This window comes from Streptococcus sp. SN3 (assembly GCF_030439905.1).
This window is the reverse complement of sequence record NZ_JAQFJF010000003.1, coordinates 307,632-331,883: the sequence shown is the minus strand read 5'-3', so window position 1 is coordinate 331,883 and position 24,252 is coordinate 307,632. Positions and strand designations below refer to the sequence as shown.

Genomic DNA, 24,252 nt, shown 5'->3' with positions numbered 1-24,252 from the left:
CTTTGCATTTGAGGAAATTATGGTATAATAGGGCTAGAAAGAAGCAGAAGCCCGCAGGCTTTTTTATTTAGGAAAGGATGAACTCATGGACAGTTTTGACAAAGGTTGGTTTGTACTGCAGACCTATTCAGGCTATGAAAACAAGGTAAAAGAAAATCTTTTGCAGCGCGCTCAGACTTATAATATGCTGGAAAATATCTTGCGCGTGGAAATCCCTACTCAGACCGTGCAAGTAGAGAAAAATGGCAAGACCAAGGAAATCGAAGAAAATCGCTTCCCTGGTTATGTTTTGGTGGAAATGGTCATGACAGATGAAGCTTGGTTTGTCGTGCGGAACACTCCGAATGTAACAGGATTTGTCGGGTCACACGGAAACCGCTCTAAACCAACGCCGCTCTTGGAAGAAGAGATTCGCAACATTCTCATCTCCATGGGTCAAACAGTGCAGGAATTTGACTTGGATGTCAAGGTTGGGGATACCGTTCGAATCATCGATGGTGCCTTTACTGACTATACAGGTAAGATTACGGAGATTGATAATAACAAAGTCAAGATGATTATTTCCATGTTTGGTAATGACACCGTGGCCGAAGTTAATCTTAGCCAAATTGCAGAGCTTTAATTGACGAAGCCGCTATCCTCGTCAAAAATAAAATCCAAGACTTTTTCAGTCTTGGATTTTTGTGTTTTTGGAACGAAGTGTGAGATTACTTATCCTTAATGACGGAGTCAATAATGTCTTTAGTTTGTTTCATTTGATAGGTAGACATTACCCCAACGATTTGATTGTTCTGGGTAGAGAAATTAATAGAGTTCTATAAAATCTAAAGTTTAAAATAGCAAATTTACATTTTACGGTTCAACAATCTGATAGACTTTATCTTGATCGAACATGACGCTGTAATCTTTGCCATCTTGACCTTTCCATCCAAAAACAGTTGAGTGGCCAAAGACTGCGATTGTTTCTGGGCGTCCATGTTTAGCAACGACCTCCTGCGCGGACATCCCAGGTTGCACATCCTTGAGATTGTTGATTTTCTTAGGATTAGGTAGGCTGGCTGTCTTGGTAGTTACTGCTCCCTGGTCACTAAAACTTATCAAGATGCTGTAATCAGTTCCTCGCCAAAAGCCGCCACTTCCCATATCTGAGTCAGCGGGTCCCATTTTGCTGACAACCTCATCTTTGGTGCTGGGAGTAGGACCAGCAGATCCTATAAGGGACTCAACTTTTATGGTTTTAAATTCAGCCCATTTTGGAATTTCAGGGATATCCCCAAGAGCTTCCAGAGCCTCTCCCTGATCAATTAGGCTGATTTGAGCATTAGGGTCCTTGCGAGTATTAGAGCTAGAAGAAGTAGAGTAGTCTTCATCATCTTCACTAGAAGAGGAACTTTTTTTGCTAGATTCCTTTGTTGAGGTTGAACTTTTCGAAGCTTTGAGGGAGCTAGGCGTCTTTTTTCTTTGCTGTGTCTGCTTGGCAGGCATGCAGGCTGAGAGAGCTAGCAGAGAGAGAAGGCTGAGGGCATAGAAGCTGACTTTTTTCATAATCAATCTTTTTTCCTTTCGCTGATGATGAATGATGTTTTTATAATATTATATCAGCAAAATTTGCTAGAAACAATAGGAAATGCAATAAAAAAGCCCTTTGAGGGACTTCTAGAAATATATTTACGAAGGCGGTAGACGGATTTGAACCGACGATCAAGCTTTTGCAGAGCCGTGCCTTACCACTTGGCTATACCGCCGCGACTCTTATTATTCTATCGTAAATACTTGCTTTCGTCAAGAGTCTTTCATAGTCAAAGCAGAAAATATTAGATGTTCCTATTCTGAACAATTTGGAGAATAAATGTTCTGCTGAGAAGTGGGAATAGTGGCTAGCGGAAGAAAATCTGGTAAATGCCTTGTCAAAGAGCTGCGCTTTTGTTATAATAGAGGTTGCCGTGTAAATGGCAAAATACTCATTTTAGATGAATTGTGGGACTGTTGCCCTCGGGTGGTTCTGCGAGCTGAAATCTAAAAGAGGAAAAAAACAAAAAGGAGAATTTACTCATGGCAGTAATTTCAATGAAACAACTTCTTGAGGCTGGTGTTCACTTTGGTCACCAAACTCGTCGCTGGAACCCTAAGATGGCTAAGTACATCTTCACTGAGCGTAATGGCATCCACGTAATCGACTTGCAGCAAACTGTAAAGTATGCTGACCAAGCTTACGATTTTATGCGTGATGCTGCTGCTAACGATGCAGTTATCCTCTTCGTTGGTACTAAAAAGCAAGCTGCTGACGCTGTCAAAGAAGAAGCAGAACGTTCAGGTCAATACTTCATCAACCACCGTTGGTTGGGTGGAACTCTTACAAACTGGTCTACTATCCAAAAACGTGTAGCTCGTTTGAAAGAAATCAAACGCATGGAAGAAGACGGAACTTTCGAAGTTCTTCCTAAGAAAGAAGTCGCTCTTCTCAACAAACAACGTGCTCGTCTTGAAAAATTCTTGGGCGGTATCGAAGATATGCCTCGCATCCCAGATGTGATGTACGTAGTTGACCCTCATAAAGAGCAAATCGCTGTTAAGGAAGCTAAGAAATTAGGTATCCCAGTGGTTGCCATGGTTGATACTAACACTGATCCTGATGATATCGATGTTATCATCCCAGCTAACGACGATGCAATCCGTGCGGTTAAATTGATCACTGCGAAAATGGCTGATGCTGTTATCGAAGGCCGTCAAGGTGAAGATAGCGTTGAATCAGTAGAAGCAGAATTGGCTGCAACTGAAACTCAAGCAGATTCTATCGAAGAAATCGTTGAAGTTGTTGAAGGTTCAAACGAATAATCAGTAAACTAACCTAAAGGGGCAGGGCTCAGCCCAGCTCCTTTATTTACATTAAAAAATAGGAGAAGAAAAATGGCAGAAATTACAGCTAAGCTTGTCAAAGAATTGCGTGAAAAATCTGGTGCTGGTGTCATGGACGCTAAAAAAGCACTTGTTGAAACTGATGGTGACATCGAAAAAGCGATTGAATTGCTTCGCGAAAAAGGGATGGCAAAAGCAGCTAAGAAAGCTGACCGTGTTGCTGCTGAAGGTCTGACAGGTGTTTACGTAAACGGTAATGTTGCCGCTGTTGTTGAAGTGAATGCTGAAACTGACTTCGTTGCGAAAAATGCTCAATTCGTTGATTTGGTAAATGCAACTGCGAAAGTAATCGCTGAAGGCAAACCAGCTAACAACGAAGAAGCGCTTGCTTTGACAATGCCTTCAGGTGAAACTCTTGAAGCTGCATACGTATCTGCAACTGCAACTATCGGAGAAAAAATCTCTTTCCGTCGCTTTGCATTGATTGAAAAGACAGATGCTCAACACTTCGGTGCTTACCAACACAATGGTGGCCGTATCGGTGTTATCTCCGTTATCGAAGGTGGAGACGATGCTCTTGCTAAGCAAATCTCTATGCACATCGCTGCGATGAAACCAACTGTTCTTTCATACAAAGAATTGGATGAGCAATTTGTCAAAGATGAATTGGCACAATTGAACCATGTCATCGATCAAGACAACGAAAGCCGTGCAATGGTTGGTAAACCAGCTCTTCCACACTTGAAATACGGTTCTAAAGCTCAATTGACTGATGCAGTTGTTGCTCAAGCTGAAGAAGACATCAAGGCTGAGTTGGCTGCAGAAGGCAAACCAGAAAAGATCTGGGACAAGATCATCCCAGGTAAAATGGATCGCTTCATGCTTGACAACACTAAAGTTGACCAAGCATACACACTTCTTGCACAAGTATACATCATGGATGACAGCAAGACAGTTGAAGCTTACCTTGAATCAGTAAATGCTTCAGTAGTTGAGTTCGCTCGCTTTGAAGTTGGTGAAGGTATCGAAAAAGCTGCTAACGACTTTGAAAACGAAGTAGCTGCAACAATGGCTGCTGCTCTTGGTCAAAACTAATCGTTTTTAGCTTAAAAATAGAACGATAAAAAGGTCTGAGAAAAAATCTCAGACCTTTTTATAGGTTTTTAAACATCAAGTTTAGAATGGTGAGCAGCATCACTTAGCTGCTTTTTCTCTTTCTTCCTTATGAGCAATCAAGCCATTGGTAAAAATCAATACTGCCAAGAGGAAGAGAAGAGCTGTCGTTTGGGGGTAAGTCAAGCTAAACTGGTAGACTTTGGTAATAAACAAAAGGGGCAGAGTAACCACCATCATAATCAGAAAGCTATACCATTTGACTCGGTTGCTGACCAGCTCCTGTTCGAAGAGCAGGGGAGCATAAAGACAGGCGATGAGAGCTCCGATAGGAATATCAACATAGTCAGCCGAAAAGATGGTGAAAATACTCAGAGCTGCAAAGAGCCATTTGAGTACATGACGAGAATAGTTGAGCCAATCCATTTTCATTGGATTATCCTCCTTGTTTAGATGATAGTTGGCAGGCAGGAGTTTCTGTCTGTCTTTTCCTTGTGGATTTCCACCTATATTATAACGCTTTAAAAGCAAAAAGCAAGCGGTTACACAAGTATAGCAAAGCTTTTTCACTAGTTTGAATTGTCAGATCTTTCAGTCATCCCTTTTTCTTTCAAAATAGAGACTTTTCCGGTATAATATTAGTCAAAGATAGTCAATGTTAGAGAAGCAAGGAAAAAAGAAATTTATTCTGAAATTCTCAACTGGAAAGGGAAGTTATGGGTGCAAAAAACACATCGGACAGTATTGAAGCATATATCAAGTCTATTCTGGCTCAGGCGGGAATGGTTGAACTGAAACGCAGTGAACTGGCTGATGTTTTTCAGGTGGTTCCCAGTCAGATTAACTATGTGATTAAGACTCGTTTTACGGAAAGTCGGGGCTATATCGTCGAGAGCAAGCGTGGTGGCGGCGGCTATATTCGGATTGGAAAGATTGAATTTTCCGACCGGCATCAGATGCTTTGCGGCCTGTACGACAGTGTGGGGGAGCGTGTCAGCCAGCAGGTTTTCACAGATGTTATTCAGCTTCTTTTTGACGAGAAGATTATGACTGAACGTGAGGGCAATCTAATCTTGTCAACAGCATCGGACTCGATTTTGGGTGATGGGGCTGCGGTGATTCGTGCCCGAATATTAAAAAAGATTTTACAACAACTAGACAGAAAAGGAATGGAATCATAAATGAAATACTCAAAAGCCTTAATAGAAAGCTTGGAAGCAGCCCAGCTCTTGGCCGGCCATTTTACGACAGATTATCTGGAATCATGGCATCTGCTGATTGCTCTGGCTAATAATCCCTACAGCGTTGCTGGCTCAGTTCTCAATGAGTTTCCTGTGGAAGTTGATGGATTTGAAGAAGCGGCTTTTCAGATTACTGGTCAGGCTTATCAGAAAGACGGTCACTTCGAGCTGCTGCCTTTTTCTTATCGCTTAGAGGAGTTGTTTGAGGAGGCGGGGCAGATTGCAGAAGCTGTTCGGGCTAAGCATGTAGGTACTGAGCATGTGCTGCTGGCCATGCTATTTGACCGGGGTACCTTGGCCTCTCGTATTCTGGAATTTACCGGCTTTAGCTACGAGGACAAAGAGCAGGGGCCGAAAATCAGTGATTTGCGAAAGGTCTTGGAGCAGCGAGCTGGCTGGGGCAAGGAAGATATCAAGGCTATTCGCAGTCTGAATAAGGGAGTAATGGCCGCTAAGCAGACCATGGCCAATATGATGGGGATGCCAGCTTCTACCAGCGGGGGGCTAGAAGACTACACTCGAGATTTGACGGAGCTGGCTAGAGATGGCCGATTGGAGCCCGTCATTGGCCGCGATCAAGAAATTTCACGAATAGTTCAGATTCTCAGTCGCAAGACTAAAAACAATCCAGTGCTGGTTGGCGATGCTGGGGTTGGTAAGACAGCTCTGGCTTTAGGACTGGCTCAGCGTGTAGCGGCTGGTCAGGTTCCGGCTGAACTTGCTAAGATGCGGGTTTTGGAGCTGGACTTGATGAATGTAGTTGCTGGCACTCGCTTTCGCGGAGACTTCGAGGAGCGGATGAACAACATCATCAATGACATTGAAGAAGATGGTCATGTCATTCTCTTCATCGATGAGCTGCATACTATCATGGGATCTGGCAGCGGTATTGACTCGACCTTGGATGCGGCCAATATTCTGAAACCGGCTCTGGCTCGCGGCACTCTGCGGACAGTTGGTGCTACGACGCAGGAAGAGTATCAGAAACATATTGAAAAAGATGCGGCTCTTTCTCGGCGTTTTGCCAAGGTCAGCATAGAAGAGCCAAATATGGCTGACAGCATTGTTATTTTACAAGGTCTGAGAAAGAGCTATGAGGACCATCACAAGGTGCAGATTAGTGATCAGGCGATTGAGACGGCGGTGAAATATGCCCATCGCTATCTGACTAGCAAGCATCTGCCAGACTCTGCCATTGATCTTTTGGACGAAGCCAGTGCAACAGTGCAGAATAGAGGACCGCAAAATTACGAGCAGTCGGATTTGACGCCAGTGGATCAAGCCTTGATGGCAGCGGACTTTAAAAAGGTTTCACAACTGCTTGAGCAAGAGCAGCAACCCAAGCTCTATAAACTGAAAGTGGAAGAAGACGATGTTTTGGCTACTCTGAGTGGCTTGTCTGGTATTCCAGTGCAGAAGCTGACTCAGACAGATGCGAAGAAATACCTCAATTTGGAAACAGAACTGCATAAACGCGTGATTGGGCAGGACGAGGCGATTTCAGCTATCAGCCGAGCCATCCGACGGAACCAGTCTGGTATCCGCAGCAGCAAGCGGCCGATTGGCTCCTTTATGTTCCTAGGTCCGACAGGAGTCGGAAAAACAGAGCTAGCCAAGGCCTTGGCTGAAAGTCTCTTTGATGACGAATCTGCTCTCATCCGCTTTGATATGAGTGAGTACATGGAGAAATTCGCGGCTAGCCGCCTCAATGGAGCGCCTCCAGGCTATGTAGGCTATGAAGAAGGAGGGGAGCTGACGGAGAAGGTACGCAACCGACCTTATTCTGTCCTGCTCTTTGACGAGGTGGAAAAGGCGCATCCGGATATTTTCAATGTCCTCCTCCAGGTCTTGGATGATGGTCAGCTGACGGACAGCAAGGGTCGCAAGGTGGACTTCTCCAACACGATTATTATCATGACCAGCAATCTGGGGGCAACTAGTTTGCGGGATGATAAGACGGTGGGCTTTGGAGCGCGGGATATTCGCTTGGACCATGCCAATATGGAAAAACGGATGCTGGAAGAGCTTAAGAAAGCTTATCGACCAGAGTTTATCAACCGTATCGACGAAAAGGTAGTTTTCCACAGCTTATCTGCAGAAGATATGCAGGAAGTGGTCAAGGTTATGGTCAAACCGCTCATTGCCAGTCTTACTGAGAAGGGAATTGAGCTGAAGTTCCAGGCTAGTGCCCTTAAGCTGCTGGCTCAGGAAGGCTACGATGTGGAAATGGGGGCACGGCCATTGCGCCGCACTCTGCAGACCCAGGTAGAGGACAAACTATCTGAACTCCTCTTGACAGGAGATTTGATGACGGGTCAAACTCTTAAGGTCGGGGTCAAGGCTGGCCAACTCAAGTTCGAAGTGGCCTAGAAAGTGCAGTCTTTTAATGGAAAGTTGAGTGCTCGCGGTTAATCCCTGATAGCAATCATACCTATAGATACCGAACAGTTATTTCATCATTCAATGAAACTGGGAAATTGAAGGATTGGAGGCTGAGATGTCGTTTTTTAAAGATTTGTTTGCTGGCAAGAAAGCCAAATTGAAAACACCAGAAGAGCGCAAGGCGGCTAGTATCCAGCGTTTGAAAAAGGAAGGTATTCCTTACATCGAGCATTTGCCAGTTATCGAAGGTGCTGAGCAGGTGCGACCGCGCTCGCTAGAAGAAATTGCGCGTCGAGCTATTACCAGCCTCTTGATTATTCAGGCGGCCTTGGATATCGAAAATAATAATTATAATGAGGAGAGCCGCCATTGGCTGCAGGATAAACTGCAGCAATACGGGGTGCAGGAAGAGTTGACGCCCAAAGAAAGGGCAGTCTTGGAAGATTGTGCCGACTCGGCAGCTATTATTAATATGGTTTGGAAATATGAGGCCTATTGGTCCCTGATTTGGTACTTGGGTCTAGTAGATGCTTTGCCGTTTCCAGATAAGATTTGTGATTGTGATGCTGCTATTGATGCAGTCGCTAGTGCGGTTGACTTTCAGGAATTTCTGGGTAAATGCCAACCGCGCAGCTTAGAAGAATTACTGGATGAAGATGATTTGATTTATCGTTATCATTGGGCCTGTGTTGATGCTCGGATTCATGACCAGCCAGCACCGGCAAGCCTTGATGAAAGTGTTGTTCTGGAGAGACGGTCTGGCCTTGACTGGCTACTGGGGCTGAATACGGCCCAAGACTGGGATGCTGTTGAGCTGCATACCTAGTCCAACTTCTCTTGATTCACTCAATTAGAAAAGGAGGTACCTTTGTCCGCTCGTAAAATGGCTAAAATTGCCATCCTATCGGCTTTATGTGTGGCCTTTCGCTATGCATTTTCCTTTCTGCCCAATGTGCAGCCTATCTCAGCTATCTTTTTCCTGATTGTTATCTTTGAGGATTTGCCGACTTCGCTCCTAGTGATGGCTGTGACGATGTTTACATCAGCTTTTCTTTTGGGGATGAGCCCAATCGTCCTCTTTCAGTTGCTGTCCTTTGGACTGATTCTTTGCCTTTGGCGGCTGCTCTATCCTAGGTTAAATCTAGTGGGACAGGGAATAACAGCAGCTCTCCTATCCTTTGGCTATGGCATTGCCATCGATACACTGACAGCCTTGCTGTACAACTATCACTGGTGGTCTTATGCGATTATCAACGCTTTGACTTTCAATATAGCGCACGGACTGTCGACCTTGTTTTTTTACCCACTCTTGTACCCTATTTTAAGGAGGCTCTATAATGAAAAAAATCTTTAGTTTGCTCACACTTGCTTTTGCCCTTCTCCTTGTTGGTTGCGGTAACAGCCAGACAAATACTGACAAGAGCTCTAGCTCTGCTGATTCTTCTGTTAAAAAGGAACTGAAGATCAGCATCAGTATTGCACCAGAAGGTCAGGAGAAGAGCGAGAAAACGGTGGCTGTTGAAGAAGGAAAGACAGCTATGGATGCTTTGAAGAAGGCCTATAAGGTCGAAGAAAAAGATGGTTTTATCACTTCTATTGACGGTCATACTCAAGATGAAGCAAAGGGCCTCTACTGGATGTTTAAGGTCAACGGAGAAATGGCTCCTAAGGCAGCCAATCAAATCACTGTCAAGGATGGAGACAAGCTGGAATTCTACCAAGAAGTCTATCAGCAATAAATCTTGTAAAAAAGAATCTGATGCTTAAGGCATTAGGTTCTTTTTTGTGCCCTTGATACAGTTTTAAAGTGTCTTAAAAGTATTTTTATAAAATTTTATAAAAAACCATTGACAAAAGAAAAATATAGTTTATAATAAAATCATAGAAGCATAAAAATATAAAAAACAATAAAAAGGTTAAACGTATGAAAGAAAAAATTGCAATCGTCTTTGGAACATTTGCTCCCTTGCATCAGGGGCATATCGACTTGATACAGAAGGCTAAGCGTTCTTATGATAAGGTGCGCGTGGTGGTTTCTGGTTATCAGGGAGACCGTGGGCAGAAAGTGGGTCTGTCTCTGCAGAAGCGTTTTCGATATACGCGGGAGACTTTCGCAGATGATGAGTTAACACAGGTTTATAAGCTAGATGAAACTTCCTTTCCCCGCTATCCTCTGGGTTGGGACAAGTGGCTGCCGGCTTTATTGGAGTTGGTGGGCTATGATTCAGAACGCGAGGAACTGATTTTCTTTGTCGGAGAATCAGACTATCAAGCGGAGCTGACAAAGCGTGGTTTTGAAACCTGTTTGGAAGAGCGACAGTTTGGGATTTCAGCAACGATGATTCGGGAAAATCCTAGTCGTTATTGGAAATATATCGCCCAGCCTTTCCGCCGTCACTTTACCAAGAAAGTGCTGATTATGGGTAGTGCCAGCAATGGTAAAACGACCTTGGCTAAGGATTTGGCTCGCTTTTATGATGCTCCGGTTAGTCTGGAATATGCTCGAGAATACCAGATTCAAAATAACGTGCGAGACGATGAGCTGACTCCTAAAGACTACTATTATCTGCTCTTAGGACAATATGCTCAGACTTCTCGCTTGATTGACAGCAGCGCCAACCGTGGTCTGGTCGTGGCTGATACAAATTCGCTGGTAACTAAGGCTTACTATGATTACTATCTGAAAGAAAGTCCGGTTCAGGACGAAGAAACAGATACTTTTGATAATCTCTTTGCCAGCATTTTGTCCAAGGAAAAATGGGATTTGATTCTCTTTGCTGAGCCGATCGGCACCTATGTTAACGATGGCTTTCGTGATATGAGCATGGCGGACGAGGCTATCCGCAGTGATTTTTCAAGCCATCTAAAAAGGCTGAAAGACCAGTGTTTGGCTCATATTCCGACGGTCTATCTAGCTGGTAGTTATTTGGATAATTATCAGGCGGCCAAAGAAGCGATCGACATGATTTATCAAACGGATTAAAAAAGAAAGTGGTAAAATAGAATGGTAGTAAAAAATCAAAAACTCTCTCCTGCACCTCTCTACGCAGGACTGAAACAAAAATTTCAAACCTTTGCTCGGAATTTCCGCAATGTCTGTGCAGCAGCTAAAAAGCAGGGGATAAAAGGAATCGCGAAATTGCTCTGGCAGGATTTATTTGGCGGGCGTAGCTTGACTCAATGGCTCTACTTGATTGCTTTGTCTAGTCTGCCTTTCATTTTGGAGTTCACCAGTGGCCAGGAGCAGCATGACTGGCTGGGACTCTTTGCTTCTTGGACAGGCATCGTTTGCGTTATTCTAGTAGCCGAGGGACGGGCCAGCAATTACCTCTTTGGAGCGGTTAATTCAGCAATTTACCTCCTATTGTCTTTTCAGGCTAGCTTTTATGGAGAAGTGCTGACTACGGTCTACTTCTTTATTATGCAGCCGATTGGCCTCTATACTTGGCTGTCCAACCGGGTTAATGAACAAGATAAGGAAGAGCCATCTCATTTTGAAGCTAAGAAGTTAGACTGGCGTGGCTGGCTTAAATATTTGGCCTTGACTGCCTTGATTTGGATTGGTATGGGCTTTGCTTATAAGAGCATTCACAGTCACCGGCCTTTCCGTGATAGCGTGACAGATGCGACCAATGGTATCGGTCAGCTTCTCATGACTGGTCTCTACCGCGAACAGTGGATCTTCTGGATTGCGACCAATCTCTTCAGTATTTATCTCTGGTGGGGGAGCAACCTTCATATCCAGGCCATGTACTGGGTCTATACCCTCAATAGTATCGTTGGATGGTATCAGTGGACCAAGGCGGTGAAGAAAGCTTAGACTAAGATTTGAGATTTTTTGATAGAAAAAATAGCTTAGGAAAGGAAGAAACTCATGACCAAACAGGATATCCCAGCGGGAATGTCGGAAAAAGAGTACTATGAAACCATGGCGGATGAGTCCGCCTTTTTGGCATGGTACAAGACACAGGATTTGCCAAAGTACGAGACGCCCAGCGTAACAGCGGATATGGTAGCCTACTGTTTCGTGGAAGGTCAGATAAAACTCTTGGTCATCAAGCGCAAGGCTCACCCTTATCAAAATAAATATGCTTTGGTCGGAGGTTTTGTAGACAAGCATGAGGATGCCTATCAGGCCTGCATTCGGGAAGTAAAGGAAGAGGTGGGGCTGGAGATACCGCTGGAAAAGGTGGAACAGCTGATGACGGTATCTACTCCAGGGCGTGATCCACGCGGATGGGTCATCACCATTGCCCATCTGGTCTATCTGCCGGCCATAGCAGTAGACCAAGTACAAGCTGGGGATGATGCCAAGGAAGTCACCTTTCTTGATGTAGACTTTAAGACAAGGAGTTTTAGAGACGGTGAGCGGCTCCTGACAGCAGAGGACTTTGCCTTTGACCACTACCAAATCCTGCTGGAATCTATCAAGCGGATTCAGGGGCGACTGGACTGGAATCCAACTTTTCTCCATTTGCTGGAATCACCGTTTACTGTTTATGAAGGGACTGAGTTGGTCAATCTCATCACGCCTAGACGACCTATTGTCAGCAATAATTTTCTAGTGAAATTTGGAGAATACCTAGAGGAGGCTGGCGTTAAGCGCGTGCCAAAGAAGAAGCCGAGAAAAGTGTATCGGCTGAAGGCAGAAAAACCAGATTAAAAGAAAGCTGATCATATATTTCTCTTGCAGGACAAATTTGTCCTGTTTTTTCGTTTTTAATTACGAATAGATATGTAGGAGCGAGTTTCTCATGACAAAAGAAACAGATTGAGAAACAGAACTTCGCTTGAGTAAAAAAATTTTTTAAGAATTTTGCATAAATGATTGACATAGAAAAATTACAGTGTTACAATAATGTTACAAAAAGATTTCTTTATGTTACAAGGAGACAAAAGATGAAAACACGTACTTATACAAAAATGATGGCAGCTGCAGTTCTGGCTTCTAGTTTGCTTTTAGGGGCATGTGGTAAGAAAGAAGAAAGTGCAACAAGTGCTAGTTCTAGCAAGACTGTTCAAGCTTCTTCTGGCTCAAAAGCTGCGTCATCCAGTAAGGTCAGCGCTTCTCCTAAGGTTAGCAATAGCGCTTCTTCAGAAGGAGCAGTTAGCCAGCCTGGACAAGCCCAAGCTCCTGCCAGTCAGCAACAGTCTACTGTCGAAGCTCCTCAAGTCCAACAACCGCAGCCACAGCAAGCTTCAGGTCGACAAAACACTCAGAGTCAAGCAACTCAACCAGCCCAAGCTCCCGAAAGCAATCGCCAGCTTCAGAATAAGCAGGCAGCCAGCAATGCTCGCTATAAAGGTGTCTTGACTATGGTGGATGGGGATTTCTCAGCCGCTGCTGGAACTTGGAAGGATGCCAATGGAAATACTGTGACTGTATCAGGTAATGGTCAATTCACAGTCCAGTCTGCAGATGGAAAAACAGATAATTATTCCATCGCTTCTTACTCCTATACGCTGGATGATGGCAAATACAATGCGCAGTTAAGCGGGCAAGGCAATGCCAATCTGCAGATTACAACAGGAGCAGATGGCTCAGTAACAAGTGTTGTGGTGACTCAACCCTAAACAGAACAAAAAAGGAAGTCCAATTGGCTTCCTCTTGGTTTTATTTTTGTGACTTTCAGTCTGTCTCGCTCCGTTAGGTGCGAGACAAATAAACTACCCGCTATGCGAGTGCGTATCGAAGGCTATACCAAAAAAACTCCAAACGCGATACAATAAAGGTGTTCAAGCCAATTGTGAAGCGTAAGGAGAAAAATATGGCGCAAAAGGCACATAGTTTATCACACACAAAGTGGATGTGTAAATATCACATTGTGTTTACACCTAAGTATAGATGAAAAGTAATCCATAATCAATATCGAAATAGTTTAGGTGAAATATTTCATCGACTATGTAGTTATAAAGGTGTTGAAATTATCGAGGGTCACTTGATGACGGATCATGTACATATGTTGGTAAGTATTCCACCGAGGTTAAGTGTTTTTAGTTTTATGGGGTATTTAAAAGGGAAAAGCGCATTCATGATGTTTGACAAACACGCCAACCTAAAATACAAGTTTGGGAACCGACATTTCTGGGCGGAAGGTTATTACGTGAGTACAGTAGGACTTAATGAAGCCACAATTAAGAAATATATTCAAGAGCAGGAAAAGCATGATATAGCGTTGGATAAATTGAGTGTAAAAGAATATGAGGATCCCTTTAGGGATAGTGGTAAGTAATGCAAATACCTCTTTGAGAGATTTGTGACGAGTCAAGAGCAATGGGGCTTGAACAAATTGAAAGCCAGCGTCTTTAGGCGCTGGCTGGTAATTCGGGCTTATAGCCCTGGTGCAAACCAACCGTTAGACGGGTGGTTATGATTTTTGAATTTGTAAAAGTTCTTCAATTTCAGCCAGACTTTCAGTTTGCGAAATAGCACCGCGGAGCTTGGCTGCTCCGGCAGTACCGCGCAGATAGTGCGGAGCTAGGCCACGGAATTCGCGGATAGCCACATATTCTCCTTTGAGATTTACCAAGCGGGAGAGGTGGTCATAGGCGATTTTCATCTTGTCCTCAAAGCTGAGGTCTGGAAGGATTTCGCCGGTTTCAAAGTAGTGGTTGATTTGGTTAAAGAGGTAGGGATTTCCCATAGCTGCTCGACCTACCATGACGGCATCGGCACCGACTTCCTCGATACGCTGTTTAGCGTCTTGGACGCTGCGGATATCACCGTTAGCGATGAAAGGAATCTTAGTCAGAGCATGGGCTACGTCGTGCAAGGTCTCAAGGTCAGCATGACCAGTATACATTTGCTCACGGGTGCGACCGTGCATAGCCAGGGCTGAGACTCCAGCGGCTTCGGCTGCTAGAGCATTTTCTACAGCTAGTGAGCTGTCGGACCAACCCGTCCGCATCTTAACTGTCAGAGGAATATCTAGCACTGACTGGACCTTGTTGATGATTTTATAGATTTTCTCAGGGTCCTTGAGCCATTTAGCTCCGGCTTCATTTTTAACGATTTTATTGACCGGGCAGCCCATATTGATATCGACGATATCCGTCTTGGTGTTTTCTTGGATAAATTCTGCTGCGCGGGCTAAACTGTCTTCGTCGCTACCGAAAAGCTGGATAGAAACGGGATTTTCTCCCTCATCAATATGGAGCATGTGGAGGGTTTTTTCGTTGTTGTATTGGATGCCCTTGTCAGAGACCATTTCCATGACGACCAGGCCTGCTCCCAACTCTTTGGCAATGGTTCGGAAAGCAGAGTTGGTTACGCCGGCCATAGGTGCTAGAACCGTACGGTTGGGAATTTCGACTTTCCCGATCATAAAAGGGGTATTAAGATTTGTCACGAATCAGTTCCTCCAAGTCATTTTGGTCAAAGTGATAAGCAGTTTGGCAGAATTGGCAGACGATTTCGGCTCCTTGGTCTTGGTCACGCATCTCTTCTAATTCAGCCTTTGGCAGGGTAGCCAAGGCATTCATGAAGCGCTCTTTGCTACAGTCGCACTGGAAGCGGATTTCTTCTTCAGACAGGCGTTTGTATGGCTCATCACCATAGATGGCAGCCAGCAGAGCTTCGATATGGTTATCTGATTCCAGCAGTTTTGAGATAGCAGGCATTTCTTGGATTCGTTTCTCAAAGCGGGCGATTTCGGCTTCCTTAGCACCAGGCAGAACTTGTACCAAGAAACCGCCAGCAACCTTGACTTTATCATTCTCATCCAAGAGGACATTGAGACCAACTGCGGAAGGTGTTTGCTGGCTTTCGGTTAGGTAGAAAGCTAGGTCTTCGCCGATTTCTCCAGAGATGAGAGGAGTCATGGAGTTGTAAGGATTGCCAGTACCGTAGTCCGTGATGACGAGGAATTCGCCTTGGCCTACAAAAGGACCAACCAGAACTTCGCCGGTAGCTGTCTTTTTGATATCTACTCCGGGATTCTGTACATAACCTTTGACATTACCCTCGGTATCTGCCACTGTGATGATCGCGCCTAGTGAGCTGGTCCCGAGGACCTTGACGGTAATCTTGGTCTGGCCTTTTTCATTTGCAGCCAAAATCTGGCTGGCAATCAGTGTACGGCCAAGTGCAACGGTAGAGCTTGCTTGAGTTTGATGTTTTTCTTGAGCGGTCCGAACCGTCTCTGTGCTATCCAGCACATAAGCACGGAAAGAACCATTTTCTGAGATAGTTTTGATAATTTTGTCCATACCTTTTATTTTAACACAAAATAGAAAAACAAGCGCGCGACTGCGCTTGTTTTTTGAGGTTAGGAAGAATTTTAAAATCAAAAATAGTATAATAAAATAAAAAGCAGAGGAGGCTAGCATGAACCAATCTTTGAAAGCGGCAATCTATGGTCTGGCAGTGGCTGATGCATTAGGAGTTCCGTATGAATTCTTGCCCCGTAGCAGTTTTGAAGCAGTTGAGATGGTGGGCTATGGCAGCCATCAACAACCTGCTGGCACTTGGTCAGATGATACCAGCCTTGTTTTGGCGACCTGTGATTCTATCAGGGAAAAAGGTAAGATCGACCCTGCCGATATGCAGCAGCGGTTTAAACATTGGCTCTTCGAGGGAGCCTACACGCCAGATGGTTTGACCTTCGATGTAGGAAATGCGACTCGCGAAGCTTTGACAAGAGGACATGGCCTATCTGATGAATATTCCAATGGGAATGGTTCGTTGATGCGGATTCTGCCCCTAGGCTTTACGGAAGCCAGTCCGTCTGATATTGAAGCTATTTCCAGTATTACTCATGCCCATGCGACTTCCGTAGAGGCCTGCCAGCTTTATGTGGATATTGCTCGTAGGCTCTTAAAAGGCCAGCAACTTTCGGAAATACTATCAGGCTTAGAGACTAGTAAGACCTATGCTCGTTTGCAAACTTTAGCAGAGCTGACCGAAGATGACATTCGCTCTAGCGGCTATGTGGTGGATACCTTGGAAGCAGCACTGTGGTGTTTGCTGACTAGCACTTCTTATCCGGAAACTATCCTGAAAGCTGTTAATTTGGGCGATGACACTGATACAGTAGCAGCAGTTGCTGGCGGCTTGGCTGGTATCATCTATGGTTTGGAAGGGATTCCTGACAACTGGCTAGCCCAGCTGCGCAATAAAGAACTGCTGGAAAGCTGCTTGTTTTAAAGGGATAATCGGAAGACAGGACTGTATTGATCATTTAAAAAGTAAAACAGTAAAAGAGCCATCTAGGCTCTTTTACTTATTCTGTAGTTAATTCTTTTTGGGCTTCCTTGCCTTGGTCCAACAGGGCTTGGATAATCTTTTGATCACGAAGTTTGACAGAGTTGTTGATGGTCTCTGCAGATTGGATAACAGTGGCTTCTAGCAGAGCACGTTTTTCTCGTCCTTTATCAATGGCTTCGATAATGCCTTGATTTTGTGCGACGAGGCTTTCTGCCAGCTTAGTGACAGACTCAACAGCGATAGTAGGGCTTTGGGAAATCCGTTCCAGCTGAGGAATGACTTCCTTGCTCGTTTCAGCGAGCATTTGCAGGGCAGCGTTATTCGCATTAGAGATAGCGTCAGCTACCTGACCAGACTTCATCGATTGCTGGAGAATGCCTAACTGGGCGATAGACAGTTTCATAGTTGGAATGGTATTGCGACGGAGCATTCCAAGTTTTTGGCGCATATCAGAGGAAACCTTGACCAGATTACGCATTTGAGGAGTCGTCGCCCAAGCTACATAGAGACGGCTGACATATTCAGTATGTTGTTGCTCTAAGGTATTGATCACCTCTGTCATTCGGGCTAATTCTTGCGATTTGACTTGGTAGTCAACGGTTGTCATATCTAACTGAGCAACTTCAGCCTGTAGCTTGAGCGCTCGATTGCCAGATTCTTGCTGAGCAGCTTCGATAAAGGAAATAACTCCGACTAGGTTTTCAATCGATTTGGTATTGTCCTCAATCAGCATTTCAGCAGAAACAATATTGCGAGCCAGAACATCCTCTTGTTTGACGACTGTTGCAGCCATGCCGTCCATTTTCTGCTCAATATTTTGTGAGTCAAAATAGAATTCTTGAAGAGTGTTTTTGCTCTGTTTGAAGAGTTTTTCCAAGAAATTAGGCTTCTTGTCCAGTTCTGCTACTTGAGCATCCTTGTATTTTGCGACAAAGCCATTGAGTTCCTTGTTGGTATTTTTTAAAAGCTCATCTACCTGGGGAATCTGTAATTTTTTCTGCTCGGCTAAGATACGATTGACAGTGCCGTTGACCTCTTCTACAGCAGATTGGCCAAAGTCCAGCAAGGCATTTTGGTCCGATACGAAATTATCCACAAGCTGCGGAGCTTTAGCCGTAATCGCACTCTGTTGCTCAGGAGTCAGTTTTTCCAGAAATGTTAGATGGCCATTTTCTTGAGTCGTATTGGCTTCGATGATTTCTGTTGTTTTGTCGCTTTTTCTGATGGCATTGTTAGCAATTTTATCAATATCAAAATTAAATTCTTGGCTCATAGTTTCTCCTTTGGTTTATCTAGCTTAAAAGCCGGTTTCTGTTTGCTTTTCCTTGTCTAAGATGCGCAGGCTAATGTCAAAGTCCCTCAAATCAGCTTCATTTAACTGGCGCAGTGCTTCGTCTAGGTCCAAGTCAAACTGCTCGATAGCTGCTTTTGCCTTGGCTAGCCGCTCCTCTGCATTGTAAAAATCTTTGGGTGAAGCTTTGATTTTAAGGTAACCTTCTAAAATATCTTCGTAGTGCTCCATCTGGGACTGATGAATGGCAGTCAGCTCTTCCTTATTATTGCTTTCGGATTGAGAGATTTTTTGAAGAATGGCCTCATGGTCAATCTGAATATTGCGAACCGTAGCGACCAATTCTGGGGCTAGCTCTTCTAGACTAGTTTTCTTAGGCTGAGCTTCTTTTCGTTTTTTCTCTCGTTCAATCTTTCTCAGTTGTTCATCAATTTCATCGGTTACGGTACGAATTTTGGTCTGGATCCGCTGGTAGACTGAAGCAGGAATTTCTCCTCGTAGGTCGTTAGCAGCATTTTTGATATAGGTTAGCTGGGGAAGAATTTCTAGAGCTAAATTCTGATAGCTTTCTTGGTCCCCATCTTCTTGGTAGGCTTCCAATTTTTTTATGCGGCGGTCAGCCTGACCAATTTCTGATTTCAAATCTTCAATACGGCCAATGCTGGCTTGCTTTGCTTCAATCCGAACTTTTTTCTGGCTTTGGTGGCGATAGATTCCGTAACCGATAGCCCCCAGAATAGCTATGGGAATTAGATAGCTGGCTACAGCTCCAGAACCAAATACAAATACAAGTATCCAAATCCAGCTAAACCATTCTGGTTGCTGGTTAGAATCATCCTTTTTTCTCGACATGGACTTTGCTCTTTCTTCTCAATGTGATATCTCTATTTTAACATAAAAGCTGGTTTTTGAAGGATAAAGATTGAAATGATTTTATATATTGAGACCATTTTTTATATTTGCTTAATTCAAAAAGACATTTGATTCCTATCAATAAAGCAAGCGTCATTTCTAAAACGAAAGTTTCTTCGTTTCTCTCAAATATTCAAACAAAAATCGCAGGGCATTCCCTGCGATTCATGTTTTATCAGTCCATTTCTGGGAAAAGTTTGGCCAGTATTTTAGGGGTGATGCTTTGTCCCGGTCCCTCAGCACAATAGGTGTGCATATACATAGAGGGATTGAAGTTTAGCTCGATGCAGGTACAGTTGGGATTTTCCTTTGTGGAAATAGCAGAGCTGTCAGGAATAATCAGGTCAACGCCACAAGCCCAAGCTCCCATAGCCTTTGCCATGTCCGCAGCAAGTTCCTTATAAGACGGGTGCATGCTATCTGTGACATCAATCGAGTCTCCGCCAGTGGAAATGTTAGAATTGCGCCGCAAGTCAACCTTGACTCCAGCAGGAAGGATGTCATCTGGTCCATAACCTTGCTGGGCCAGCATGAGCAGTTCAATGTCCCCCAGTTCAATGATTTCGAGTGGTGAGCGATGATCTCGCCCGCGCAGAGGATTGTCATTTTTGATGGCAACCAATTCTCTCACGGTATGCTGACCATCTCCGACGACATTGGCTGCTACTCGCAAGAGGACTGCCTCACACTGACCGTCTAAGACAAAGAAGCGGTACTCCGTTCCAGCGATAAATTCTTCGACTAAGACAGCAAGGTCTTCTGAAAAAGCAATCTCCAAAGCCTTGCGATAAGCTTCCAGACTAGCTGGTTCTTGGAAGATGGAGATGCCTAGTCCGAAGTTGGTTGACTTGGGTTTGACGACAATTTGTCGGTCCTTAATCAAAGGGTAATAGGCCAGTCCATCTTCTAGAGAAGAAAATTCTGCTCCAGCTGGAACGGGAAAGTCAGCTTCTGCCAAAATCTTTTTGGTGACGGTTTTATTGGCCATAGCCAGAGGAATGACATAGTTATCCTTGGAGGTCATGTTGCCGTTCTTGACATACTCCACATGGTGACCATGCCAAAGTTTGAGAAATTGGTCGTTTTCATCTAAGATGTCTACATTCAGCCCCTTTTGAATAGCATCAAAGAGTAGCATCTGAGTGGATAATTCCATATTTTCGTAGCCTTTGAGGGCATAAGGAGCAGTCCAAGCGTAATGGTGATATTCCTCTGCTTTTTCTAGTCCAAAGGGCATTAAGGAATCCTGCTGAATATGAGGCAGGAGCTGACCAGATAGGGTAAGCTGAGGATTCAGAAGTGCCTCCTTAAGCTGCTCAAGCAAGGCTTGGTAGTAAGTTGGCAGTTCAAAATGCTGGATGAGCTCTTCCATGGCTTGGAGAAGGGATGAGCTGTCTGCTTCATCGGGCAGGGCAGTCAGCGGGTGGCTACAAGCAATCTTTTGGTTCAAGTCGTGGGCAGCTTTTAATGCCGCATCCACATTTTCTACATCATCTAGCCAGAGCAGGCTCAGTAAAAAGAGATGGACAGTATCTAAGGTTTCCTGGCTAATGCCTAAATGGTCAAAAGGATTGAGGTCAAAACAGCGGAATTCCAGATAGGTGATACCCTGCTCCAGATAGGCGCGATTGTGCTTCTGTCCTCGGAAGCGAACGGCTGAGTAAAATTCTTTTTCAGCGCTGAGCTCGCCTGACTGAACGTAGTTTTCAATATCAGTTATATATTGTTCCAAAGAAGCGTAGGATACCTGAATATTCTCGTCATTGACATAGCCATAGTCGCTGTTACGAAAAGAGCGGATAGGCTGGAAAATTTCCTGACTGTAGAAACCAGCTTCTGCCAAAGGGGCTGCCCCGTAGAGATAGGTTAAAATCCAGCGGAAACGCAGAAAGTTTCGAGCCAGCTTGAGATAGAGGTCATTTTTAAAGTCCTTGAGTGAATGGTAGGAGCTGACTTGAAAGAGAGAAGTGACCAGATCTTTTCCTAGCTCCATGTTGTAGTGGATGCCAGAGATGGCCTGTAGTTTTTTGCCATATTTTTTCGCTAAACCCTCTCGGTAGTGGCGTTCGTAGTCGTTTTCCAAACGGGCGATGACAATCTCTTCTTCAGTCAGCTGCGGTGGCATGGACAGGGGCCACAGGCGTTCACTCTGGTCAATCGAGCGGCCAGCCACATCGCTGATAGCTCCGAGCAAGCGTCGTGCTTCCTTAGTCGAGTGAGCGATAGGTGTAATTAGTTCCAGTTGTTGCTCGCTGAAGTCTGTTTGGATGGTCGGGTGGAAATTGCGGGAACCCAGCTGACTCGGATGGGCAGTTTGAGCTAAGTGTCCGTCAGCTGTCACACGCAGATTTTCCCTTTCCAGACCAAAGGTCGCTTGGAGAATAGGGCTTGCTGTATCCAGTTTCTGCAGTAATTGATTAATCATCATCGTTTCACCGTCCTATGATAGTAATTTTAGTCTATTACAAACAGAAAAAGAAAACAAATTTTCGCTACGATTTTACAAAAATTCCGAACTTTTATTTTTAATAAACTGCTAAATTTCAGAAAATACAGATTTTGTGAAAATTTAATTCGTTTTCAAAAGGGAAAAAGCAAATCAAGAATGGATCCCTCCTTGAAAAATTGTTAAATTTTTCATATAATGAGGTATAAAACATAATCGCAGGTGAGATTCCTGCCTGCTTTTCAAGAAAGGAAGAGCTGCTTCAGCTCAGACAAAATTATGACATCAGTAGTTGTTGTAGGAACCCAGTGGGGAGATGAAGGAAAAGGGAAGATTACAGACTTCCTTTCAGCCAATGCCGAAGTGATTGCTCGCTATCAGGGTGGTGACAATGCCGGCCATACTATCGTGATTGACGGCAAGAAGTACAAGCTGCACCTGATTCCGTCAGGAATTTTCTTCCCAGAAAAAATCTCTGTAATTGGAAATGGAATGGTGGTCAATCCCAAATCTCTGGTCAAAGAATTGAACTACCTGCATGAGGAGGGTGTGACGACGGATAACCTTCGTATCTCTGATCGAGCGCATGTCATCTTGCCTTACCATATCGAGCTGGATCGTCTGCAGGAAGAAGCAAAAGGTGACAATAAAATCGGAACGACAATCAAGGGAATCGGCCCTGCCTATATGGACAAGGCTGCTCGTGTCGGTATCCGCATCGCTGACCTTTTGGATAAAGACATTTTCAGAGAGCGCTTGGAGCGGAATTTAGCTGAGAAAAACCGCCTCTTTGAGAAATTGTACGATAGTACAGCAATCAACTTTGATGATATTTTTGAAGAATACTATGAATATGGACAGCAAATCAAGCAGTATGTGACCGATACCTCTGTTATCCTCAACGATGCGCTGGATCAAGGGAAACGAGTGCTCTTTGAAGGAGCTCAAGGGGTCATGCTGGATATTGATCAAGGTACTTATCCCTTTGTAACTTCTTCTAATCCAGTTGCAGGGGGAGTCACCATCGGTTCCGGTGTTGGTCCGAGCAAAATTGACAAGGTTGTTGGTGTCTGCAAGGCTTACACCAGTCGGGTCGGAGATGGACCATTCCCAACAGAGCTTTTCGATGAAGTTGGTGACCGCATTCGTGATATCGGGCACGAATATGGCACCACCACCGGTCGTCCGCGTCGGGTAGGCTGGTTTGACTCTGTTGTCATGCGCCATAGCCGCCGTGTATCAGGGATTACCAATCTTTCGCTTAACTCCATCGATGTCTTGAGCGGTCTGGATACAGTGAAAATCTGTGTGGCCTATGATTTGGATGGTCAGCGCATTGACCATTACCCAGCTAGTCTGGAACAGCTCAAGCGCTGCAAGCCGATTTACGAAGAGCTGCCAGGCTGGTCAGAGGACATCACTGGAGTCCGCAGTCTGGAAGACTTGCCAGAAAATGCCCGTAACTATGTTCGCCGAGTGAGTGAGCTGGTTGGCGTTCGCATTTCTACCTTTTCAGTCGGTCCTGGCCGTGAGCAGACCAATATCTTGGAAAGCGTCTGGTCTAATTTATAAAAGAGTCAGCACAAGGAAATTGCTTCTTGTGCTTTTTTGTAAGAAAATTTCATATTAAGATTCATTTAAGATATATATTTTATGCTAATAGCATAAACAAAGACCTCCTAACTTTGTTTAAAAATCCTAAACTTTTTCATAATAATCTCCTGAAAGTCACCCCAGTGGTGGCTTTTACTTTTTCTGAGAAGTGCGGCAGGCTTGTGGTATAATGGGATAGACGACTAGAGATTTAGAAAGATAATGATGAATTATACGATTGAAGAAAAAGAAGCATTTATGCGGGAAGCTTTAAAGGAGGCGGAGATTGCCCTAGCTTATGATGAAATTCCCATCGGCTGTGTCTTGGTTAAAGAGGGGAAGATTATCGGCCGCGGTCACAATGCACGTGAGGAGCTGCAGCGGGCTGTTATGCATGCGGAAATTATGGCTATTGAAGAGGCAAATCGGCACGAAAATAGCTGGCGTTTGCTGGATACAACGCTTTTTGTGACCATTGAGCCATGTGTCATGTGCAGTGGAGCAATCGGTCTGGCACGCATTCCTCACGTTGTCTATGGAGCAGCAAATCAGAAGTTTGGAGCAGCTGGTAGCCTTTATGATATTTTGACAGATGAGCGCCTTAACCACCGTGTAGAAGTGGAGACAGGTGTCCTCCAAGAAGAGTGTGCTCAAATTATGCAGGAATTTTTCAGACAGAGAAGGAAAAAATAAAATTAGCCAAAATCAAAAGTTTGTGTTATACTAATTAATGGAGCAACAGTTTTGCGTGAAGCGGGTCAGGGGAGGAATCCAGCAGCCCTAAGCGATGTAAACTGTGTGCTCTTTTCTATTGCTCTTAATGAATCAAGCCTGAAAGGCGCAGATGAATCTTAGAGCAATGGATGCAGTTTTTCCCATAAGGGAAAAATCTGTAAACCTTATAGAGTCTTTTAGTGAATTAAGTCCAAAGGACGCAAAAGAACTTAGGTACATTGACGCAGTTCGAACGGACCTGAAATGAATTCAGCTGACATCCAATCTTAAGAAGCATATTGGTTTTCTTGTCAATCAAAATTATTCTTCTTAATAGGCCTAAAATTTGTTGACTTACGCAAACGATTGCTCTCAGTTATGTCCTAGGATTAGCTTATTTAGAAAAATAGTATAGAATAAAAAATGTAAACGTTTTAAAATAGTAAAAGCACTTGCTTATTTTTTCTTAAAGCGTTATCATAAAAGAAAAGAACAATTG

At 44.2% G+C, this 24,252-nt stretch carries 22 protein-coding genes, 1 tRNA gene, 1 other RNA gene and 1 pseudogene; 17 read left to right on the top strand and 8 right to left on the bottom strand.

The window, feature by feature from the left end; translation table 11 throughout:
- The first annotated feature begins 85 nt into the window (after nucleotides 1–85).
- Nucleotides 86–622, top strand: coding sequence for a transcription termination/antitermination protein NusG (nusG, locus tag PCY71_RS08455; protein ID WP_002894018.1), 537 nt, complete (start codon nucleotides 86–88; stop codon nucleotides 620–622).
- A 230-nt stretch (nucleotides 623–852) separates the two neighbouring features.
- Here nusG and PCY71_RS08450 read toward each other — a convergent pair whose 3' ends face one another.
- Entirely contained in the window at nucleotides 853–1,545 is a 693-nt protein-coding gene (locus PCY71_RS08450; protein WP_002916678.1) for a hypothetical protein, read from the bottom strand.
- A 129-nt stretch (nucleotides 1,546–1,674) separates the two neighbouring features.
- A tRNA-Cys gene (locus PCY71_RS08445) sits at nucleotides 1,675–1,745 on the bottom strand.
- A gap of 307 nt (nucleotides 1,746–2,052) precedes the next feature.
- Between PCY71_RS08445 and rpsB the strand changes: the two genes are divergently transcribed.
- Together rpsB and tsf are read left to right on the top strand one after the other, a co-directional pair.
- Entirely contained in the window at nucleotides 2,053–2,835 is a 783-nt protein-coding gene (rpsB, locus tag PCY71_RS08440) for a 30S ribosomal protein S2 (protein ID WP_002894015.1), read from the top strand.
- 72 nt (nucleotides 2,836–2,907) lie between these two features.
- Nucleotides 2,908–3,951 carry a translation elongation factor Ts gene (gene tsf, locus PCY71_RS08435; protein WP_002894014.1) on the top strand — a complete coding sequence of 348 codons (1,044 nt, stop codon included), beginning with the start codon at nucleotides 2,908–2,910 and terminating at the stop codon, nucleotides 3,949–3,951.
- A gap of 99 nt (nucleotides 3,952–4,050) precedes the next feature.
- Here the strand turns inward: tsf and PCY71_RS08430 are convergent, their stop codons facing one another.
- Nucleotides 4,051–4,539, bottom strand: a complete 489-nt coding sequence (locus PCY71_RS08430; protein ID WP_172633371.1) for a hypothetical protein — start codon at nucleotides 4,537–4,539, stop codon at nucleotides 4,051–4,053.
- 146 nt (nucleotides 4,540–4,685) lie between these two features.
- Between PCY71_RS08430 and PCY71_RS08425 the strand changes: the two genes are divergently transcribed.
- From PCY71_RS08425 to tnpA, 10 genes and pseudogenes are all read left to right on the top strand, one after another.
- Nucleotides 4,686–5,150 carry a CtsR family transcriptional regulator gene (locus PCY71_RS08425; protein ID WP_002899234.1) on the top strand — a complete coding sequence of 155 codons (465 nt, stop codon included), beginning with the start codon at nucleotides 4,686–4,688 and terminating at the stop codon, nucleotides 5,148–5,150.
- Nucleotides 5,151–7,580: an ATP-dependent Clp protease ATP-binding subunit gene (locus PCY71_RS08420; protein WP_002908546.1), complete on the top strand. Its 2,430-nt coding sequence runs from the start codon at nucleotides 5,151–5,153 to the stop codon at nucleotides 7,578–7,580.
- Between the two features lie 127 nt (nucleotides 7,581–7,707).
- The gene (locus PCY71_RS08415; protein ID WP_002908547.1) at nucleotides 7,708–8,418 is read left to right on the top strand and encodes a DUF4272 domain-containing protein; all 711 of its coding nucleotides are present in this window, start codon (nucleotides 7,708–7,710) and stop codon (nucleotides 8,416–8,418) included.
- A gap of 42 nt (nucleotides 8,419–8,460) precedes the next feature.
- Complete coding sequence (locus PCY71_RS08410) at nucleotides 8,461–8,946, top strand: hypothetical protein (RefSeq protein ID WP_002908549.1); 486 nt, start codon at nucleotides 8,461–8,463, stop codon at nucleotides 8,944–8,946.
- Nucleotides 8,930–9,331, top strand: a complete 402-nt coding sequence (locus PCY71_RS08405) for a DUF4430 domain-containing protein (protein WP_002908550.1) — start codon at nucleotides 8,930–8,932, stop codon at nucleotides 9,329–9,331. Before PCY71_RS08410 ends, PCY71_RS08405 begins: the two co-directional genes overlap by 17 nt.
- Before the next feature lie 185 nt (nucleotides 9,332–9,516).
- Nucleotides 9,517–10,575, top strand: a complete 1,059-nt coding sequence (locus PCY71_RS08400; protein WP_002908552.1) for an AAA family ATPase — start codon at nucleotides 9,517–9,519, stop codon at nucleotides 10,573–10,575.
- A gap of 21 nt (nucleotides 10,576–10,596) precedes the next feature.
- Nucleotides 10,597–11,412 (top strand): nicotinamide riboside transporter PnuC, encoded by an 816-nt coding sequence (gene pnuC, locus PCY71_RS08395; protein WP_002908554.1) that lies wholly within the window; start codon nucleotides 10,597–10,599, stop codon nucleotides 11,410–11,412.
- A gap of 54 nt (nucleotides 11,413–11,466) precedes the next feature.
- Nucleotides 11,467–12,255 carry an NUDIX hydrolase gene (locus PCY71_RS08390; RefSeq protein WP_002908556.1) on the top strand — a complete coding sequence of 263 codons (789 nt, stop codon included), beginning with the start codon at nucleotides 11,467–11,469 and terminating at the stop codon, nucleotides 12,253–12,255.
- A gap of 161 nt (nucleotides 12,256–12,416) precedes the next feature.
- The gene (locus PCY71_RS08385) at nucleotides 12,417–13,166 is read left to right on the top strand and encodes a DUF6287 domain-containing protein (RefSeq protein ID WP_002908557.1); all 750 of its coding nucleotides are present in this window, start codon (nucleotides 12,417–12,419) and stop codon (nucleotides 13,164–13,166) included.
- A 194-nt stretch (nucleotides 13,167–13,360) separates the two neighbouring features.
- Nucleotides 13,361–13,825, top strand: a pseudogene (tnpA, locus tag PCY71_RS08380) (IS200/IS605 family transposase).
- 135 nt (nucleotides 13,826–13,960) lie between these two features.
- On the opposite strand, the gene dusB reads toward tnpA, so the two are convergent.
- Nucleotides 13,961–14,941 (bottom strand): tRNA dihydrouridine synthase DusB, encoded by a 981-nt coding sequence (dusB, locus tag PCY71_RS08375; RefSeq protein WP_002908560.1) that lies wholly within the window; start codon nucleotides 14,939–14,941, stop codon nucleotides 13,961–13,963.
- Nucleotides 14,928–15,800, bottom strand: coding sequence for an Hsp33 family molecular chaperone HslO (gene hslO, locus PCY71_RS08370; protein WP_075202731.1), 873 nt, complete (start codon nucleotides 15,798–15,800; stop codon nucleotides 14,928–14,930). Before hslO ends, dusB begins: the two co-directional genes overlap by 14 nt.
- A gap of 118 nt (nucleotides 15,801–15,918) precedes the next feature.
- Here hslO and PCY71_RS08365 point away from each other — a divergent pair, with 118 nt between their 5' ends.
- Nucleotides 15,919–16,737 (top strand): ADP-ribosylglycohydrolase family protein, encoded by an 819-nt coding sequence (locus tag PCY71_RS08365; protein ID WP_002908566.1) that lies wholly within the window; start codon nucleotides 15,919–15,921, stop codon nucleotides 16,735–16,737.
- Between the two features lie 76 nt (nucleotides 16,738–16,813).
- Here PCY71_RS08365 and PCY71_RS08360 read toward each other — a convergent pair whose 3' ends face one another.
- The 3 genes from PCY71_RS08360 to gshAB all read right to left on the bottom strand — a co-directional run bounded on the left by PCY71_RS08360 (nucleotide 16,814) and on the right by gshAB (nucleotide 21,428).
- Complete coding sequence (locus PCY71_RS08360; RefSeq protein WP_002908570.1) at nucleotides 16,814–18,070, bottom strand: toxic anion resistance protein; 1,257 nt, start codon at nucleotides 18,068–18,070, stop codon at nucleotides 16,814–16,816.
- Nucleotides 18,071–18,094: 24 nt separating this feature from the next.
- Nucleotides 18,095–18,940, bottom strand: a complete 846-nt coding sequence (locus tag PCY71_RS08355; protein ID WP_002908571.1) for a hypothetical protein — start codon at nucleotides 18,938–18,940, stop codon at nucleotides 18,095–18,097.
- A gap of 235 nt (nucleotides 18,941–19,175) precedes the next feature.
- Nucleotides 19,176–21,428: a bifunctional glutamate--cysteine ligase GshA/glutathione synthetase GshB gene (gene gshAB, locus PCY71_RS08350; protein ID WP_048773860.1), complete on the bottom strand. Its 2,253-nt coding sequence runs from the start codon at nucleotides 21,426–21,428 to the stop codon at nucleotides 19,176–19,178.
- A 297-nt stretch (nucleotides 21,429–21,725) separates the two neighbouring features.
- On the opposite strand from gshAB, the gene PCY71_RS08345 reads away from it, so the two are divergent.
- The 3 genes from PCY71_RS08345 (at nucleotide 21,726) to ffs (ending at nucleotide 23,859) form a co-directional block, all read left to right on the top strand.
- On the top strand, nucleotides 21,726–23,018 hold the full coding sequence (locus tag PCY71_RS08345) for an adenylosuccinate synthase (RefSeq protein WP_002920377.1): 1,293 nt from the start codon (nucleotides 21,726–21,728) through the stop codon (nucleotides 23,016–23,018).
- 243 nt (nucleotides 23,019–23,261) lie between these two features.
- On the top strand, nucleotides 23,262–23,732 hold the full coding sequence (gene tadA, locus PCY71_RS08340; RefSeq protein WP_002902098.1) for a tRNA adenosine(34) deaminase TadA: 471 nt from the start codon (nucleotides 23,262–23,264) through the stop codon (nucleotides 23,730–23,732).
- A 28-nt stretch (nucleotides 23,733–23,760) separates the two neighbouring features.
- An RNA gene (gene ffs / locus PCY71_RS08335) (signal recognition particle sRNA small type) lies at nucleotides 23,761–23,859 on the top strand.
- The last annotated feature ends 393 nt before the right edge of the window (nucleotides 23,860–24,252 follow it).